Below are 18,741 nucleotides of genomic sequence, written 5' to 3' on the forward strand. Positions count from 1 at the left end.
CATTGATTTGAGTGGTATTTAAGCACAAAATTTGTTAAAATTGAGCAAATTTAACCCAAAGAGCTTTTATGAAATTTGACTGGCACAACACCCTAGACATTGCCATTGAGTTGGCAGACAAATACCCCAATGAAGATGTGCAATACATTCGCTTTACCGATTTGCACCGCTATGTGTGTGAACTTGATGGCTTTGTGGGCGACCCCGACAAATCCAATGAAGCCATACTGGAGGCCATTCAAATGGCGTGGCTTGATGAGTTAGATTGATTCTAACTTGTTCGTTGGTGCTTTGGTAATGTGGATATCATAACTGTTGTGATATCCTGTGCTGCTTTGTGTTGTTTGTTTTTATTAGTACATACTATGTATTTTCTTTATACTCATCACTGACATTCACATTGTATGGTGTTAAAAAACCATTCACTTGCTTTTAATAGTCATCAGACAACAGTACCTTCATTGATGACAAAATGAACTTCATCACCGACTTGATGTGTCGCCATAGGACCTTGTGTCTGAATAAGAAAAGAGGTGGTTTTTTGGTTTTGAACATGACTTAGTCTGTATAACCAATCTCCTGCAATAAATGATTTGTCGGTAATGGTGGCTTGCAGTGCTCCTTGGGCTGTATGGCTACAAAATGATGTCTGTGTTGGACGAATGAGTAGTTTTTTGCCGTTAGGATTGGTGGCGATGCTTTGACAATGCTGGGCATAATCATCAAGTGTGACAATGACCCCATTACCAATAAACTTGGCAATTTGCTCGTTGGCAGGGCGATAATACAAATTGGTCGGCGTATCCCAACCTTGTAGTTTACCATCAGACATGATTCCTACCATATCTGCCATACAAAATGCCTCATTTTGGTCATGCGTAACCAAGATGGAAATGACATTTTGAGATTTTAGCAGTTCTTTGACTTGGTGAGATAAGCTTATTCTTAAATCCACATCAAGATTGGAAAATGGTTCATCCAGCAAAATGAGACTTGGCTTGGGGGCAAGACATCTTGCCAACGCCACCCTTTGTTGCTGACCGCCAGATAGTTGGTGTGGATATCGAGATTCAAAGCCTGTCATTTCTATCAACTCAAGCAGTTCGGATACTCGTTGGCGTTGGTCGGCTTTGTTGATATTTGTCAGTCCAAAAGCGATATTTTGGGCAACGGTCAAATGTGGAAAAAGTGCATAATCTTGAAATACCATGCCGATGTTGCGTTTGTGTGCAGCAATGTGGGTGGATTTGTCAAAGAGTGTGCGGTCATTGAGAACAATTTGTCCTGTTTTTGGGGTTTCAAACCCCAGCAAGCATCTTAAAATGCTGGTTTTGCCACACCCAGAATGCCCTAAAAGGCAGGCAATTTGCCCTTGTTCTAGATGAAAATTGACATCGCTAAAAATGGTTTTGTTGCCAAATTGCAAGCTTAAATTATTGACAGCAAGTGTCATGACATCGCTCCTAAAATATCCATCATGCTTGATTGGCATGGTGGTTAATTGGGTATTTGCTGGTTGTTTTTATGAGTGTCATCAACCGAGTTTCTTTTTTAAGGCTAAGATTATCCCAATGAGTTTTTAACTGAATGTGGTGTTTGTTTGTGATGAGATTAAGAGGTCTCCATACGAGCAAATAAAATCACAGGAATCAAGCCGATCAGTACAATGATGAGTGCAGGTAATGCTGCTTGGTCATAAATCCCTTCACTGGTAAGGGCGTATATTTTTACCGACAGCATCTCCCAGTCAAAAGGACGCATCATCAAGGTAATAGGCATCTCTTTGACCACATCAACAAAGCTGATCAATAAGGCGGTACTCATAGAACCTGATAGAAGCGGTAGGTATATGCGTCTGATGTTGTGAATTCCTACCGAGCCTAAGGTGTGTGCTGCTTCTATGTGGCTTGGTTTTAGCCGTTGCATACCTGACTGTATGGACGATACGCCCAAGGCCAAAAAACGAATCAAATAAGCCAACAAAAGTGCAAATAAAGTGCCCCTAAGTATTTGTGTATCTTCAAGTGCTAGGTATTCTATTAAAACATTATCTACCCATGCGATTGGCACAAACACCCCAACCGCCAGCACTGTACCTGGAATGGCATAGCCAAGCGTAGATATGCGACTTAGCACATTTGTCCAAGTATTCTTTACTTGTCTATGTGCCAACGCAATACCAAACGCAAACACACAAATTAAACACGCAGCGATACCACCAGTTGCCATAGAATGCCAAATTTGGGTAAATAGTTCTGATATATCTGTTTTTTGCCACGTGTTCACCGCCCAAATAATAAGCTGTATGACAGGTATAATAAAACTAAGTGATAAAATCGTTAAGCAATAAGCAAAAGCGAGCCATTTGCCTTTGCCTGTAAGTGTCGTTTGTTGGTGATGAGTGCCACGACCTGTTGTCTCAAAGCGTTTTTTGCCACGGCTAAGTTGCTCTAAGGCGATTAAAATGAACACAAAGCCAATCAATAAACTTGCTAATTGCTTGGCGGTTTGTAGTGAAAAAAATCCAAACCAAGATTGATAAATAGCGGTGGTAAAAGTCTCAAATCCAAAAACAGATACTGTACCAAAGTCCGCCAATACTTCCATTAATGCCAATATCGCACCCCCAGCAATCCAAGGGCGTGCCATAGGTAGGGCAATTTTAAAAAATGAGCGTAATGGCGACAGTCCTAATGAAGCCCCCACCTCCAAAGAGCGATTCCCCATACTATCAAAGGCATTTTTGGCAAGTAAATACACATAAGGATAAAAAGTTAAGCTCATTATGGTTGCTACACCAAAGCCATTTCTAATATCTGGCAATCCATTTTCAAACCCCATACTCTGCCTTAAAAAAGTACTGATAGTTCCAGAATACTCAAAAATACCCAACTGTACAAATGCCAAAACATAAGCAGGGATAGCAAGTGGCAACATCATGGTCCAGCGAAATATCCGCTGTAAAGGAAACCGATACATACAGACAAGCCAAGCAGTGCTTGTACCGAGTGTAATGACGCCAAAGGCGACCGATACAGTTAAAAATATTGTATTTTTAAGCAAAATTGGGAGCTGATAGTCTAGTAAAAATTCCCAAATCTCAGCATCAAACTCCCCCAGCGATGCCACAATAACACCAATTGGAATGATGACCAAAAAAGCACAAAGCATGAGCCAAATATTGGCAGTCATTAGGGCTGAATATCTGCTTGTCAAATTGTTTGAAAATTTCATTGCTATCTATTGAGTTATGCTGTAAAAATAAGACACATTATACATCAATAATGATAATTTTTCTTGTTTAAATTCTTAAAATGATTTAATATAGTGTCGATATGTTATGAAAAGTAAAACAAACGGTAGTTTGTTTTTCCTATGCTTATCGTTTTTTTGGTTTATGACTATTAAATTTAAACTAAGGAGTTAAAAATGTTAAAAAAATTATCTGTACTAAGTATGGCGGTGCTAATGGCCACTCCTGCATTTGCTGATGACTTAGTGGTATATTCTTCACGCTCTCAAGAGCTTTTACAACCTATCGTCAAAAAATATGAGCAGGAAACTGGCACCAAAGTTATTTTGGTTAATGACAAAGCAGGCCCATTGATGGAAAAACTAAAAGCTGAGGGTAAAAATACACCAGCCGATGTTTTCATTACTGTTGATGGTGGCAATCTTTGGCAGGCAGCTCAGATGGGACTGTTTCAACCAATTAAATCTAACACCTTAAAAGCAAATATCCCTGCACATTTAAGAGACCCAAAAAATCAGTGGTTTGGTCTGTCTGTGCGTGCTAGAACGATTTTTTATAACCCAACAAAAGTTCAGCCAAGCCAGCTATCAACTTATGCCGACCTTGCCAATCCAAAATGGAAAGGAAAACTGTGCCTAAGAACTTCTAACAATGTCTACAATCAATCTTTGGTTGGTACGATGCTTGCCAACCACGGCAAATCAACCACCGAAAAAGTAGTGAAAGGCTGGGTGGATAACTTGGCAACCAAGCCGTTTTCCAATGACACCAGTATGCTTGAAGCCATTGATGCAGGGCAATGTGATGTAGGTATTGCTAATACTTACTATTTTGGCCGATTGCTTGACAAAAACCCTGATCTTAATGTAAAAGTATTCTTTGCTGACCAAAAAGGTAAGGGTACGCATGTCAATGTCTCTGGGGCTGGCGTGGTCAAGTATAGTGATAACGCTGCTGAGGCTCAAAAATTTATTGAGTGGCTAAGTAGCTCTAATGCTCAAAATCTATTTGCTGACCTAAACCATGAATATCCTGCCAATCCTAGAATTGCACCAGATCCAAAAGTGGCAAAATGGGGAAGTTTTAAACAAGACTTCATCAATGTCTCTATCGCAGGTCAAAACCAACAGCGAGCAATCATGCTGATGAAAAAGGTAGGATACCAATAATTGCAATTGCTTGTTTGATGTGGCAAAGTCCACTCATAAAAAACCACACCATTTACGGTGTGGTTTTTTGTTCATGGTTTGTGCATAGTAGGGTGAGCTAAATTGTAATTATAAGTAAAAAAATTATTTATGCCGTTCGTTCAGGTGTATTGCTTATGCAAAAATGGCATAACTGCTTGAAAAATTACCATTTGTCATGCAATTTTAATCATGCTTAAATGGCTAAATTGTTAATTTAGTTTAAGATTTAAGAATTGGAAACAACCATGACACAAAATCAACAAAACCATAACCGTATGCAACGGTTTTTAAAGGGCGTTGAATGGCTTGGCAATCTGTTGCCCCACCCTGCGATTTTATTTGTGTGGATGTCGGTCATTATGCTTGTCTTGTCGGCGGTGCTTGCTAGTCTAGGCGTGTCGGTTGCCGACCCACGCCCTATGGGTGCTAAGGGTCGTAGCGAAGACGGTATGATTTATGTAGTTAATCTACTAAATGGCGAAGGGTTGGCACGCATTGTTGAGCATTTGGTTAGTAATTTTACAGGCTTTGTGCCGTTTGGTACGGTGGTGGTGGCACTGCTTGGGGTGGGCATTGCCGAAAGCTCTGGGCTTATTTCAGCATCTTTGCGTGGGCTTGTGCTAAATGCCCCCAAAAAACTGGTTACGCTTGTGGTTGTCTTTGCTGGCATTATGTCCAACACGGCAGCCGAACTTGGCTATGTGGTGCTTATTCCGCTGGCGGCGATGATTTTTTATTCACTGGGTCGCCACCCTTTGGCAGGACTTGCAGCTGCCTTTGCAGGGGTGTCAGGCGGTTATAGTGCCAATTTATTGCTTGGTACGGTTGACCCCTTGTTGTCAGGCATCACCCAAGAAGCAGCACGGATTATTGACCCAGATTATGTGGTTGGCACAGAAGCCAACTGGTATTTTATGGCATTTAGCACTTTTTTAATTAGTGGCTTAGGTTATGTGATTACCGAAAAAATCGTTGAACCCAGCCTTGGCGTGTATAATCCTGATGATGCAGACGACAAAAGCGTGCTAAATCACAAAATTGAGCGACTGACCAATCTTGAAAAAAAGGGACTGATTTGGGCAGGGGTATCAGCATTGATATTTTGTGGACTGCTTGCGTGGACAGTTGTGCCAGCTGACGGTATTTTACGCCACCCACAAACCCACTTAGTAGCAGGCTCGCCATTTTTAAAAGGCATTGTGGTATTTATTTTTGTGTTTTTTGCAGTGCCTGGTTTGGTGTATGGCAAGATAACCCGTTCATTTAAAAATAATAACGATGTTGTGGGTGCGATGAGTACATCAATGGCATCACTTAGTCAGTATATCGTGCTGGTGTTTTTTGCCGCCCAATTTATTGCTTTTTTTAATTGGTCAAATATTGGGCAGGTTATGGCAGTATCTGGGGCAACTTTATTGCAAGACTTGGGTTTGACAGGTCCTATGCTCCTTGTTGGCTTTATTTTGATTTGCACAGTTGTCAATTTAATGCTGGCATCAGCGTCAGCACAATGGGCAATTACCGCTCCTATTTTTGTGCCAATGCTTATGCTGACAGGCTATGCCCCAGAAGTCATTCAAGCAGCTTATCGGATTGGCGATTCGTCCACCAACATCATCACGCCAATGCTTAGTTATTTTGGGCTAATCATGGCGGTGGCAATCCGCTACAAAAAAGACACAGGCGTCGGTACTTTAATGGCAATGATGTTGCCGTATTCGGTGGCATTTTTAACGGTGTGGACGCTTGCATTTTATGTTTGGGTATTTGTATTAGGATTACCTGTTGGACCAGGTTCGGCAACTTATTACGCACCTTAATGATGATTGATATAAAAAAATCCCCAAATTTAGGGGATTTTTTTGTCGTGATGGGTGGGTTAGCCAATCAGCTGCGTCAAAATTTTTCCATAAATCAGCGTCAATTTTTCCAAATCATCAACTGCCACTTTTTCGTCAATTTGGTGAATGGTGTCGTTGAGTACGCCAAGCTCTACTACTTGGGCATTCATGATTGGGGCAATAAAGCGACCATCTGATGTACCGCCAGATGTAGAAAGCTGGGTGTCTACGCCTGTCACGCTTTTGATGGCATACGCCACGGCATCAACAAAATCGCCTTTTGGTGTCAAAAATGGCTCTCCTGATAAGCTCCATTGTATTTGATAATGTGCTTGGCTGTTGTCAAAATATTTGTCAATGATGGCGTGTGTTTTTGCTTTTAGGCTCTCAGCGGTGGATTCGGTGGAGAAACGAAAATTAAATAGCACCTCTACACTATTGGGAATGACATTATTTGCTCCTGTACCACCGTTGATATTACTGATTTGCATACTGGTGGCGGGAAAATATTCGTTGCCGTTATCCCAATGAGTTTGGGTGAGTTCGGCTAAGGCTGGTGCAAGTGCGTGAATGGGATTAACCGCCAAATGCGGATAGGCGATATGCCCTTGCTTGCCTGTAATGATGAGCTTGCCACTTAATGAGCCACGCCGACCATTTTTGATGACATCGCCCAATATTTTGGTGCTAGATGGCTCACCCACAAGACAATAATCCATGCGTTCACCACGCTCAGCAAGTGCTTTTACCACCTCTTTTGTGCCGTTGATTGCTACGCCTTCTTCATCAGCGGTGATCAACAAAGAGATACTGCCTTGGTGATGAGGATTGTTATTGATGAAATGCTTACATGCCACAACAAAGCATGCAATCGCAGTCTTCATGTCAGATGCACCACGACCCCATAAATAGCCATCGGCGACAGTTGCCAAAAAAGGTGGATAAGTCCACAGGCTTTCATCGCCAGCAGGCACCACATCAGTATGCCCTGCAAAGCATAAGTGCGGTGCGGTGGGGCTAGCCCCCTTTTTTTTGGCATAAAGATTTTTAATTTGGGCGTTGTTACCTGTATCGTTAGGATCGCCAAAATATAAAAACTCACATTCAAAGCCTAATTTGGTCAATTCATGAGCCAAAATATTTTGACACTCAAAGTCATTGGGTGTAACGGAGGGCTGTTTTAATAGGGCGGTAGATAAAGATAAGGTGGGGCTCATATGATCGGTCTTAATGATTAAAATGACTGTGATAACACAGATTGGGCAAAAAGATTTTAAAAAATGTTTGAAAAAGATATATTGTAGCAGATTCTAAGAAAAAAGTAAGGAGCGTAACAAGATGTCTATTTGTGTTCATTTTGTATTCATTGGCATTACAAAGATTGATGAATATACAAAATAATATTTTATTGTAAACCAACATTATGTTATTATATTACAAAATAACATAGGAGAAATATGAATGACAACTTATAAGGCCTTGCCATTGGCCGTATTGACGCTTTTGGCCCAAGCAGCCTATGCTGATGTGGTGTCTGATGAACCCGACTTAAAACTGGGGCATATGGCAATCACATTAAACAGGACTATATCATCTAGTGATGCTTTTGATGATAGTAAAAAAGCAAGCGACATGACAGTTACTAAGGATAAGCTCAAGCACCGCTCATCAACATTGGGCAATGCTTTGGCTGCTGAAAGTGGCATTCATTCCAATCCGTTTGGCGGTGGGGCTTCTGCTCCTGTCGTGCGTGGTCAGGAAGGTGTGCGGGTTAAGATTTTGCAAAACGGCTCTGCGGTTGCCGATATGTCCACGGTTAGCCCTGACCATGCTGTTGCCGTAGATACGCTCCTTGCCAGTCGTGTGGAAGTGGTGCGTGGTGCGTCCACACTCATGCACGCCAACGCATCGCCTGCAGGTGTGATTAATGTCATTGACAATCGTATTCCAGACAAAATGCCAGCAGGTATCACAGGTGAGACGATGTTGCGTTTTAATGCTGGGAGCGATGAAAAACTTGCCATAGCAGGGGTGTCTGCTCCTTTGAATGACAAACTCGTTTTAAGATTGGAAGCCATGGGACGAGACGCCAATCCCTATAATGTGCCTGCCATTAACTTTGGTAAAGTGTTAAATTATTTGCCAGATTCTTATAATAAATCTACCGTTGGTACATTGGGTTTGTCTTATATTGGCAATCAAGGGCATATTGGCTTGGCATATAGCGAACGCAAAGATAAATATGGACTGGTTGGGCATAATCATAAGTTTGATGAATGTAGTGGACATGTTTCTGACACGAGCTCCAACAGCACATGGGGAGGGTCTGAACGTAAATATCTATCCCCTTATCCACACCTAATGCGTGATGAGGATTTGATTATTGCAGAGGGTCTGCATGTACATTGTCCAAGAGATATTACTTCAGACCCAGGCCACAGCCATAAAAACCCCTATGGACATGTTCATGACCATACCCAAAAAGGTCCTTGGGTAGATATGACATCAAAAACTTTTTCTCTGCAAGGCGAAATTAATCACCCAATCCCAAGCATTGACAAAATCCGCCTAACAGCCAGCCACAGCGACTATAAACATCAAGAATACGACGACGGCAAACACATTCCTGACCCTGCCTTTGGCAAGGTATTTGTACAGGGTAATACTTCGTATTGGGGTAATAAAGGTTTAACATCAAAATTGTCTATTCACCAATCACCTACCGACCGCCTATCCTTTGTTTGGGGATTTGATAATCAAAACAATAAAACCTATGCCCTTATCCCAAGCAATAAAGAAAAAAAGGAAAACCGCCGTCTTTTGGTAAAAAATACCCAAAAAACGCACAGCATTTTTGGGCTTAGTGAATACAAAATCGGCAATGTAAAACTCCACACCGCCCTACGTCGTGAACATACCAGTATTCCTATAGAATATAACATGGACGAAATTAATGCTGCAATCGCACAAGGTGAGGGCAAACAAGAATTGCCCGATTTAACACCTTATCAAAGCACCGCCACTTCCTATGCCGTAGGGGCAATATGGGACGTTACACCAAAACTTCGCCTTGATACCACTTTTTCGCACAATGAACGCACACCAACGCCTATGGAGCTTTACTATCACGGTAAAAATTTGGCGACCAATTCATTTTTATATGGCAAAAAAGATTTAGACAAAGAAAAATCGGACAACGGTGAGCTGGGGTTAACCTTTAAAGGCGATAAATGGCGTGTCAAAGGCAGTATTTATGCCAACAAATTTGATAATTATATTCACCCAGAAAATCTGTACAAACTTGGCAATTTAACTCTGCGTCGTTTTACCCAGTCTAAGGCAAAATTAAAAGGAGCAGAACTAGAAATTGGCTATCAATTTAATCCAAATTTAAATATCAGTGTATTTGGCGATATGGTGCGTGGCAAATTATATGATTTTGCTCCGCTTGTTGGTAAAAACATTTTGGGCGAGCCTTATAAGTGTATATTAAAAGACGAAGATGGCGAATATGAAGATGAGTGTAAAGATGTTATTGGTCAAGACACCATCGCACGCCCTGACCGCCACCCACCACGCCTATCCCCTGACCGTATCGGTATGCGTATCAACGGCGAGTATGGCAACTTCTCGCCATCGCTAGAGTTTATCCGTGTTTTTGACCAAAACCGTACTTCCAACTCTGTTGCTGCCAAATATAACAGCGAATGTACCCACCACCAATACGGCAATGAGCGTCTATGTCCTATTTTTATCCAAGAAGATGCAACCAAAGGTTATAATCTGCTGAATTTAGGTTTGGATTATCATCGCCGTATCGGCAATACCGATACAACTTGGTCCATTCGTGGCAATAATCTGTTGAATGAAAAAATCTATATTCACAACTCATTTTTGCCTTTTGTTCCGCAACAAGGACGAAATATAAGCTTGGCAGCAGAAATGAAGTTTTAGTATGCGTCAAAATACCCCAAACATCGGCATGAGACTTGCTGGGATTTGGGGATTTTAAACCAAGTAAGCCCCACTGTTTTTTGTTTTGGTATTTGACTTATCATGCAGTACCTAAGGGTAAGTCAAATGCCATGGAGTTTTTAGTTGTCAGACCCCATCATCTCGCCTTAGCCAAGTAGCAATAGAAAAACGCTGGCGGTTGGTGATTTCTACTTGGTGTTGTAAATTACTATCAAAAATAACAAGGCGGTTGAGTTGTGGTGTCAGTTGTGTGGTGTTGCCTGCTTTATTTATGACCGTAATCTGGCCACCATCGTCATTGGACCAGTTGTCATTAAGATAAAAAACTGCCGAAATAACCCTCTCATCTCGTCCCTTAGGGTTGTCTGAGTGCCATTGATAACCAAAGCCTGGCGGATAACAAGCATAATGAGCCTCTGACGAGCGAATGCCTGCGTACAGTGTCTGATTAAAATATCGCCCAAGTTCATCAATGGCACTAAGATATGCCATGCCCACAGGGCAAGATTCATCAATCCAGCGAATGCTATCACCACGAATCTTTGTTTGTCTTTCACCGTGTGTCAGTTTTGCTTCTTTGTAATCAATAAAGCCACTTTCAGCTTGCAAGATGGTCAAATCTTGAATGGCAAAGACATCATCGATGACCATCGTGCCTGTGGCAATAAAGTCATCGAGTTTTTGGTTGATGAGGGTGTGCCAATCGATATCAAAAGCTGTCATCATACAGATAAATAAAAAATAGCCAAAAGTCGTCTGTTATGCTACCATAAGTCATTTAAAATAACACGCACTTTTATTATGAATTATAAACACGCTTATCACGCTGGCAATTTTGCTGATGTTGCCAAACATATTTTGCTGTTACAGCTACTTGCTCAATTTTCTGCCAAGGGCAAGCCTTTTTATGTGCTAGATGCTTATGGTGGCAGGGGGCTGTATTCGTTGGACAGTGATGAGGCAAATAAAACAGCAGAATCCGATAAAGGCATTCGTGCTTTGGAGCGTGCCACATTAACAACCCCACCTAAGGCCATTGCTCAATATCTGTTAGACTTGCAAATCGCCCGCAAAATTTATGATGAGCATGTCTATCCAGGGTCGCCTTGGTGGATTGCTAACCAAGCTTTGAATCACTCAGCCGATGCACCCATTAGGGCTGAATCATTTGAGGCGGTAGCAGACGAGTATGATGCACTAAATTATCAGTTGTATCAATTACCCATCGGTATTCATCATCGAGATGCTTTTGAAGGTGTGCCTGCGGTGTTGCCACCTAAAGAAAAGCGAGGCATGATCTTGCTTGATCCACCCTTTGAGCAAGAACATAAGGATTTTGGCCGTTTGGTGGATTTGCTTGTGGTAAGTCATAAAAAGTTTTCAACAGGCACATTTGTATTATGGTATCCGATTAAAAACAAAGAAGCGGTTGAGCTGTTTTATAAAAAAATGAAACGAACCACCATTCGTCGCCAGCTTATTTGCGAGCTAAATCTATATCCCAATGATGTGGCGGTTGGTATCAATGGCACAGGATTGCACATCATCAACCCACCTTGGCAGTTTGAAGAACACGCCAAAAATATTTTACAAACGCTTGCTCCCATCTTAAAACCAAAAGACGCCCCTGCCATGACCATTGATGAGATGGTGGTGGTTAAGTGGCTTGTGGGTGAATAGTTTTTAATAATGACAAAGATTATCATGACAAACCAAAATCCTAAGCACCCTGATGAGCATGATGGCATCACCTTTGAGGTGGTGGAAGCAGAGCAAGACGGCGACAACAAAAAGGTCAGTCGTGGGGTGTATCTTGTGCCAAATCTTTTTACCACTGCCTCTATGCTTTCGGCATTTTTTTCTATTGTTGCCAGCAGTGAAGGGCGGTTTTATCAAGCAAGTCTTGCCATTTTTATATCGGCATTTTTGGACGGTATGGATGGGCGTGCTGCTCGTATGTTGAATGCCCAAAGCCCTTTTGGTGAACAGCTTGATAGCCTTGCTGACTGCATCGCCTTTGGGCTTGCACCTGCGGTACTCATGTATCATTTTGCTTTGCATGATTTGGGGCGGATTGGACTTGCTTGTGCGTTTGTATTTTCAGCTTGTGCAGCATTTCGTCTTGCCAGATTTAATGTGCAAATCAACATCGTTGATAAAAAATACTTTATTGGTGTGGCAAGTCCTTTGGCGGCAATATTGGTGGCATCAAGCGTGATGGTTATTAAAGACCACATCGGTGCCATTTCTCAAATCTTGGCCATCGCTTGTGCGGTGTGGACGGTCATCTGTGGGCTATTGATGGTGAGTAATGTCAAATATTACAGCTTTAAAGAATTTGATCGCCAAAAAGTTCCTTTTGTTGCTTTGATTTTGGGCGTGCTTGTTATGGCGATTGTGCTATATGACATTCCTGTGGGGGTGTTGGCGATTGGTGTGATTTATGCCTTATCAGGATTGTGGACGACATTTTTTGCCAAAAATTCGTGATTAAGGCGTAATGATTGGTTGTTTAAATTTGATTTTATTAGTAATTTTAGTATTGACAAACATTAAAATGATCGTATCTTACTTCAGCGTTCAGCGTTCAGCGTTCAGCGTTCAGCGTTCAGCGTTCAGCGTTCAGCGTTCAGCGTTCAGCGTTCAGCGTTCAGCGTTCAGCGTTCAGCGTTCAGCGTTCAGCCGTTCAGCCGAAATTATGTCTAAATTTTGTTAAAGTTCAATATTTTAATGGCTTAAACGCTCTATTTTTTAATAAAAGCCCATCTTTGTATGGGCTTTTTTCGTACCCAAAATTTATCCATATATCAAAAAAGGCGGTGCGTGATGAATGATACCGCCTACCAAGATGATAAACCAACCAATCAAAGACAAGTCAAATCCAAAAAGCGAGTGGCGGATTTTGGTGAAGTGTTTACGGCCGAAAAAGAAGTAAACGCAATGCTGAATCTATTGCCCCAAACCATTTGGAATAAAATTACCAATACTTTTTTGGAACCCGCTTGCGGTACGGGCAATTTTTTGGCAGAGATTTTGAGCCGAAAATTAGATGCCGTCCTTGAACTCTTATCTGCCAAAAAAATCAAAAAGAAACACCAAGCCTTTAATTATAGCTTTCATGCCGTGCAAGCCGTTTCATCTATTTATGGCATAGAAATATTGACTGATAACTGCAATGAATGCCGTGAGCGATTATTGAACTTGTTTACAGAACATTATCAGACGAATTTTAAAGATGCTGACCCAAATGTTATCAGGGTTGTTGAATATTTATTATCCAAAAATATCGTTAATCATGATGCATTGTTTGATAAAGACAACCCAATTATTTTTAGTGAATGGAGATTTATAGGCGAAATGGTAACTCGCAGGGATTTTTTGTATGGCGAGCTTGTTAATGATGGCGATTACCGTTTTAAAAACCATGAATTAAAATTTTATCCCCCTATTCATTTTTTAACGCTATATGAACAAGGATAAGCGTATGCAAGTAGAAAATATTCAAGTAGATAGCAACATCGTTCCTGATTTGGATAACATCAACCAAGGTCAGTTGTCCTTTTTTGAACAAGTTTATAACCCTGATGTGCTTGATTGTCTATCCAGTCTATCCAATGACGAAGTATTTACATCGCCACGGCTTGCCAATCAAATGCTGGATTTATTGCCTGATAGTATTTGGCAAAATAAAAATGCTAAGTTTTTAGACCCTGTGTGTAAGTCAGGCGTATTTTTAAGAGAAATCGTCAAACGCCTAGACAAAGGTTTACAAAAACAAATCCCAAACAAACAAATTCGCATCAACCACATTCTAACCAAGCAAGTATTTGGCATTGCCATCACTCAGCTTACCGCCTTGTTATCACGGCGGAGCGTCTATTGTGCCAAAAACGCCAATTCACCATTATCCATTTGTGATGAATTTGACAATGAAATGGGCAATATCATTTTTGGTAATGCCAATCATATATTTGAAAACGGCAAATGCCGTGAGTGCGGTGCAAGTTACGATGTTTTTGGCAATAGACAAGGGCTAGAAAACCACGCTTATGCGTTTATTCATAGCAATAAAGACAATGAATTTAAAGAGATTTTAAAAATGCAATTTAATGTGATTATTGGCAATCCGCCTTATCAATTAGATGACGGTGGGGCAGGAGCAAGTGCAAAACCGATTTATCATTTGTTTATTGAACAAGCTAAAAAATTAAACCCAAATTATCTGATTATGATTACCCCAAGCCGTTGGTTTACTGGTGGTAAAGGGCTTGATGATTTTCGGGATAATATGATAAATGATAAACGCATTGCCCAAATTCACGATTTCCCCAATTCAAAAGATTGTTTTGATAATGTAGAAATTAAGGGTGGTGTAAATTATTTCTTATGGGATAAAAATCATAATGATGATTGTATGGTATTTACCTATGATAATGGTCATTGTATTTCCCAAGTAAAACGACCTTTAAAAGAAAATGGAATAGATATTTTTATACGCTACAATCAAGCAATTTCTATTTTAAATAAAGTTAAGAAAGTGAATGAAAATAGTTTTTCTAATTTGGTTAGTGCAAGAAAACCTTTCGGCTTGGCTACAACTTTTAAAGGAAAATCTACGCCTTATAAGGATAAAAATGATAATGTGATATTATATCAAAATAAGGGGATTGGATATATTAGTAGAGTAGAAATTCCAAAAAATCACGATTGGATTTTACGCCATAAAGTGATTGTACCCTATGCGGTTGGAACAGGAGACGGAAAAACAGATAAAGTTAATCCAATTTATGCGGGTATCAATACAGCTTGTACAGAGACATATTTAATTATTGATTGCCAAAATGATGAAAATATTTGTCAAAATGTTATTTCATACATCAATACAAGATTTTTTCATTTTATGCTCACTTTAAAGAAAAATACACAACATACAACAAAATCAACTTATGAGTTTGTACCAATGCAAGATTTTAGCCGTGCGTGGACAGATGAAGAGTTGTTTGCAAAGTATGGGTTTAATAATGACGATATTAGATATATACAAGAAATGATACGCCCAATGGATAATGAGACTGGTGTAAAACCTAAAAAATCTCGTGGTAAAAAGACCGCACAATCACAGTTGGATTTGGGGAATGATGATGAGTGATTTTATTTTTCAATCTACAAATAATCGTTTTTCTACAAAAACAGGATTTTTAAATCATTTAAAAGTCATTCGTAATACGGCGGATAACAATCAAAATAGTATGGTTTTAGACAAAAATCATATTTTGGAATTAAAAGATTTTTTGCGTGATTACTATGTTGATAGAGATATTATTTTATCTGAATACGATTTAGATAATTGTGAGTTTTTTGTCGCCTTACCGCCAACAGTAAGAAATAATCATAAATGTATTTGGATAAAAGATAAGGTTACGGACAAAACAAGACATTTTGCCACAACCAAAAATGGACTGGTAGAACCTACGCCATTTGGGAATTTTTATCATTTTTGTACAAATGAATTAGTACCAATTAAGCGTAAAATTAGAAAATATATTACAAATGAAATGGGATTATCACTTGATGATTTCGATTTATGGCATCAATCACCAAAAACAAAAGAATTGGTAGAAGAATTTATCGCCATAAAAGATATTGGTGATAAATTAAATGAAATCATTTCCCCTAATGGCAGTGGTTTTAATGTTCCTGTTTTAAATCCAAAGTATGAATATTTAAAACAGGAATTTATTAATTTTTATCAATCCAAAGTTGCAACCCAGTTAAATTTTGAATTAAAGCCGAGAAGCTAAAATGACCCACCCAACCTTTGCCCAAATCCACGCCCCAAAGATTTATGTGTATTCAGACAGCCGTTATCCAAATTGTCTTAAAGTCGGCTATACCGCCCAAGAAACGGTTATGGAGCGAATGAAACAGCATTATCCAACCGTTACGCCAAGCCAAAGTTGGAAACTAGAATTTGAGTCGTTGGCGATTAAAGATGATGGCAGTTATTTTAAAGATTTTGCTGTTTTTGATGAATTAAAGAAAATGGGCATTAACCGCATTGCAGGCGAATGGTTTGACTGCGATATTGATACCATAAAAAACGCCATTTTGAATGTCAAAAATAACAAAACTTATGAGCCAAAGCGTACCCATGATTTTGCCATGCGACCTGAGCAACAAAAGGCGGTAGAATTGACCGCTCGTTATTTTAATAGCATAAAACAAGGCGATGACAAAGGGCGTACACCGCATTTTTTGTGGAATGCCAAAATGCGATTTGGCAAGACTTTTGCCACTTATCAATTGGCCAAAAAAATGGGTTGGCAAAAGATTTTGATTTTAACCTTTAAGCCTGCGGTAAAAGTGGCGTGGCAAGATGATTTGGTGAGCCATATTGATTTTAATGGTTGGCAATTTCTTGACCGCACAACCGACCTTGATTTAAATACTTATGACAAAAACGCTCCAATGGTCTATTTTGGTTCGTTTCAAGACATTTTGGGTAGGGATAAATTTGGCAATATCAAACCCAAAAATGAGCAAGTACACGCTATGAATTGGGACTGTGTTGTGTTTGATGAATACCATTTTGGAGCATGGCGTGATAATGCCAAAAATCTATTTGCCAAAGACGAAGCGTTAGAGCAAAAACAGCTCAAAGACGAATATAATGAAATAGGCATTAATACCGATATGCTGGATTTTGATGAAAATCAGCTACCCATTACCACAGACCATTATTTGTATTTGTCTGGTACGCCATTTCGAGCGATTGCCAGTGGTGAGTTTATTGAAGAGCAGATTTTTAACTGGACATATTCAGATGAACAAAAAGCCAAGCTGACTTGGCAGGGTGAGAACAATCCTTATTTGTCCTTGCCACAGATGATGCTTTTGACCTATCAACTGCCAGAGCATATCCGCCAAATTGCCACAGGTGGTGAGTTTAATGAATTTGATTTGAACGAGTTTTTCAAAGCCGATGGCACAGGCAAAAAAGCCAAATTTAAATATCAAGATGAAGTGCAAAAATGGCTGGATTTAATTCGTGATAATCTTGATGAAATGATTGTTAGCAGTTTAAGACAGGGCAATGACAAACCACCAATGCCATTTAGCGATACCAATTTGCTAAATAGCTTATTGCATACGGTTTGGTATTTGCCCAATATCGCCAGTTGTGAAGCGATGCGTAATTTATTAAAACAGCCTGTCAATAAATTTTATCACGATTATCACATTATTGTGGCGGCAGGCGATAATGTGGGTATGGGCGATAGAGCATTAACCCCTGTCAAAGAAGCAATGACCAACAATCCTTTAAATACCAAAAGCATTACTTTGTCGTGTGGTAAATTGATGACGGGCGTGTCTGTACCGCCGTGGACGGGTATTTTTATGTTAAGAAATATGGCAAGCCCTGAAACTTATTTTCAATCGGCGTTTCGTGTGCAGACCCCATGGGTGGTGCGTGGCGAAAACGACAGCCAAATTATCAAAGAGCAATGCTATGTGTTTGATTTTGCACCCAACCGCGCCTTATGCCAAATCGCTGAATATGCAGGGCGATTAAATACCAAGGATGTCAGCCCTGAGAATAAGGTTGCTGAATTCATTGCCTTTTTGCCTGTGCTTGCTTATGATGGTTCTGCGATGCAACAAGTGGATGCCAAATTGCTTTTAGATATGGCAATGAGTGGTACTACCGCGACGCTATTGGCTCGCCGTTGGCAATCGGCCATGTTGGTAAATGTAGATGACCTTACTTTAAAAACCTTGATGGCAAATCAAGATGCGATGGATGCTTTGATGAAAATTGAAGAATTTCGTAGTCTTAATGATGATATTGAGTTGGTTATCGCTCGCTCTGATAAAGTAAAAGGCTTAAAAGAAAAAGCCAAAGAAAATGACGGCGAGCTGTCCAAAGAAGATAAAAAAGCATTGACAGAAGAAGAGAAAAAAGAAAAAAGTCTACGCAAGCAAATTCAAGATAAGCTTGTTAAGTTCGCCACTCGCATTCCAATTTTTATGTATCTAAGCGATTATCGTGAGCACACTTTGCTAGATGTGATTACCGAGCTTGAGCCTGACTTATTCACCAGAGTAACAGGGCTTAGCCAAGCAGATTTTGCACTTTTGGTATCGCTGAATGTCTTTAATGAAAGTGTGATGAATGATGCGGTGTATAAATTTAAACGCTATGAAGATGCCAGCCTAGAATATGTAGGTATTCATCGAGATAATGAGTATGTTGGTCTTTATAATACGGTAGTTAAAAATGACTACCATCTCAATTAATGGTGTAATAAGATGATGGCAAAGTAGGTTGATTTGATTGAAATTAAAAAATTAATTAAAATCAACAACATACAAACTTTCTCCCATTTCCCCCAAAAAACCACTTTACAACCATTAAAATTAGCGTATAATACGCACCACTCAAGCAGACAAGCAAATGAAAAAACTTGTTTAATTTCAATAA

Annotated in this window: 15 protein-coding genes; 10 read left to right on the top strand and 5 right to left on the bottom strand. The window is 39.9% G+C overall.

The window, feature by feature from the left end:
- The first annotated feature begins 68 nt into the window (after positions 1-68).
- A complete protein-coding gene (iscX, locus tag R0123_RS07285; protein WP_323843586.1) occupies positions 69-269 on the top strand; it encodes a Fe-S cluster assembly protein IscX in 201 nt (66 codons plus the stop codon).
- A 173-nt stretch (positions 270-442) separates the two neighbouring features.
- Here the strand turns inward: iscX and R0123_RS07290 are convergent, their stop codons facing one another.
- On the bottom strand, positions 443-1,453 hold the full coding sequence (locus tag R0123_RS07290; protein ID WP_323843587.1) for an ABC transporter ATP-binding protein: 1,011 nt from the start codon (positions 1,451-1,453) through the stop codon (positions 443-445).
- A gap of 158 nt (positions 1,454-1,611) precedes the next feature.
- Positions 1,612-3,234 (bottom strand): iron ABC transporter permease, encoded by a 1,623-nt coding sequence (locus R0123_RS07295; RefSeq protein WP_323843588.1) that lies wholly within the window; start codon positions 3,232-3,234, stop codon positions 1,612-1,614.
- Between the two features lie 195 nt (positions 3,235-3,429).
- Between R0123_RS07295 and R0123_RS07300 the strand changes: the two genes are divergently transcribed.
- Together R0123_RS07300 and R0123_RS07305 are read left to right on the top strand one after the other, a co-directional pair.
- Positions 3,430-4,422 carry an extracellular solute-binding protein gene (locus R0123_RS07300; protein WP_323843589.1) on the top strand — a complete coding sequence of 331 codons (993 nt, stop codon included), beginning with the start codon at positions 3,430-3,432 and terminating at the stop codon, positions 4,420-4,422.
- A 266-nt stretch (positions 4,423-4,688) separates the two neighbouring features.
- The gene (locus R0123_RS07305; protein WP_323843590.1) at positions 4,689-6,263 is read left to right on the top strand and encodes an AbgT family transporter; all 1,575 of its coding nucleotides are present in this window, start codon (positions 4,689-4,691) and stop codon (positions 6,261-6,263) included.
- Between the two features lie 59 nt (positions 6,264-6,322).
- Here R0123_RS07305 and dapE read toward each other — a convergent pair whose 3' ends face one another.
- The gene (gene dapE, locus R0123_RS07310; protein ID WP_323843591.1) at positions 6,323-7,501 is read right to left on the bottom strand and encodes a succinyl-diaminopimelate desuccinylase; all 1,179 of its coding nucleotides are present in this window, start codon (positions 7,499-7,501) and stop codon (positions 6,323-6,325) included.
- Between the two features lie 244 nt (positions 7,502-7,745).
- Between dapE and R0123_RS07315 the strand changes: the two genes are divergently transcribed.
- Entirely contained in the window at positions 7,746-10,238 is a 2,493-nt protein-coding gene (locus R0123_RS07315) for a TonB-dependent receptor (RefSeq protein ID WP_323843592.1), read from the top strand.
- A gap of 147 nt (positions 10,239-10,385) precedes the next feature.
- Here R0123_RS07315 and R0123_RS07320 read toward each other — a convergent pair whose 3' ends face one another.
- Complete coding sequence (locus R0123_RS07320; RefSeq protein WP_323843593.1) at positions 10,386-10,985, bottom strand: 2OG-Fe(II) oxygenase; 600 nt, start codon at positions 10,983-10,985, stop codon at positions 10,386-10,388.
- Between the two features lie 75 nt (positions 10,986-11,060).
- Between R0123_RS07320 and R0123_RS07325 the strand changes: the two genes are divergently transcribed.
- The 6 genes from R0123_RS07325 to R0123_RS07350 all read left to right on the top strand — a co-directional run bounded on the left by R0123_RS07325 (position 11,061) and on the right by R0123_RS07350 (position 18,557).
- Entirely contained in the window at positions 11,061-11,939 is an 879-nt protein-coding gene (locus tag R0123_RS07325; protein WP_323843594.1) for a 23S rRNA (adenine(2030)-N(6))-methyltransferase RlmJ, read from the top strand.
- Between the two features lie 9 nt (positions 11,940-11,948).
- Positions 11,949-12,749 carry a CDP-diacylglycerol--serine O-phosphatidyltransferase gene (gene pssA / locus R0123_RS07330; RefSeq protein WP_416381703.1) on the top strand — a complete coding sequence of 267 codons (801 nt, stop codon included), beginning with the start codon at positions 11,949-11,951 and terminating at the stop codon, positions 12,747-12,749.
- 336 nt (positions 12,750-13,085) lie between these two features.
- Positions 13,086-13,739: a restriction endonuclease subunit M gene (locus tag R0123_RS07335; RefSeq protein ID WP_323843595.1), complete on the top strand. Its 654-nt coding sequence runs from the start codon at positions 13,086-13,088 to the stop codon at positions 13,737-13,739.
- A gap of 4 nt (positions 13,740-13,743) precedes the next feature.
- The gene (locus R0123_RS07340) at positions 13,744-15,408 is read left to right on the top strand and encodes an Eco57I restriction-modification methylase domain-containing protein (RefSeq protein WP_323843596.1); all 1,665 of its coding nucleotides are present in this window, start codon (positions 13,744-13,746) and stop codon (positions 15,406-15,408) included.
- Positions 15,401-16,060, top strand: a complete 660-nt coding sequence (locus R0123_RS07345; protein WP_323843597.1) for a hypothetical protein — start codon at positions 15,401-15,403, stop codon at positions 16,058-16,060. Before R0123_RS07340 ends, R0123_RS07345 begins: the two co-directional genes overlap by 8 nt.
- 1 nt (position 16,061) lies before the next feature.
- A complete protein-coding gene (locus R0123_RS07350; protein ID WP_323843598.1) occupies positions 16,062-18,557 on the top strand; it encodes a GIY-YIG nuclease family protein in 2,496 nt (831 codons plus the stop codon).
- On the opposite strand, the gene R0123_RS07355 is transcribed toward R0123_RS07350, so the two are convergent.
- Positions 18,554-18,741: hypothetical protein (locus R0123_RS07355; RefSeq protein ID WP_323843599.1), on the bottom strand; the 188-nt coding region annotated here is incomplete at its 5' end. The genes R0123_RS07350 and R0123_RS07355 overlap by 4 nt on opposite strands.

Origin of the sequence: Moraxella sp. Pampa, from assembly GCF_035181385.1 — a bacterium.
Classification (GTDB): domain Bacteria; phylum Pseudomonadota; class Gammaproteobacteria; order Pseudomonadales; family Moraxellaceae; genus Moraxella.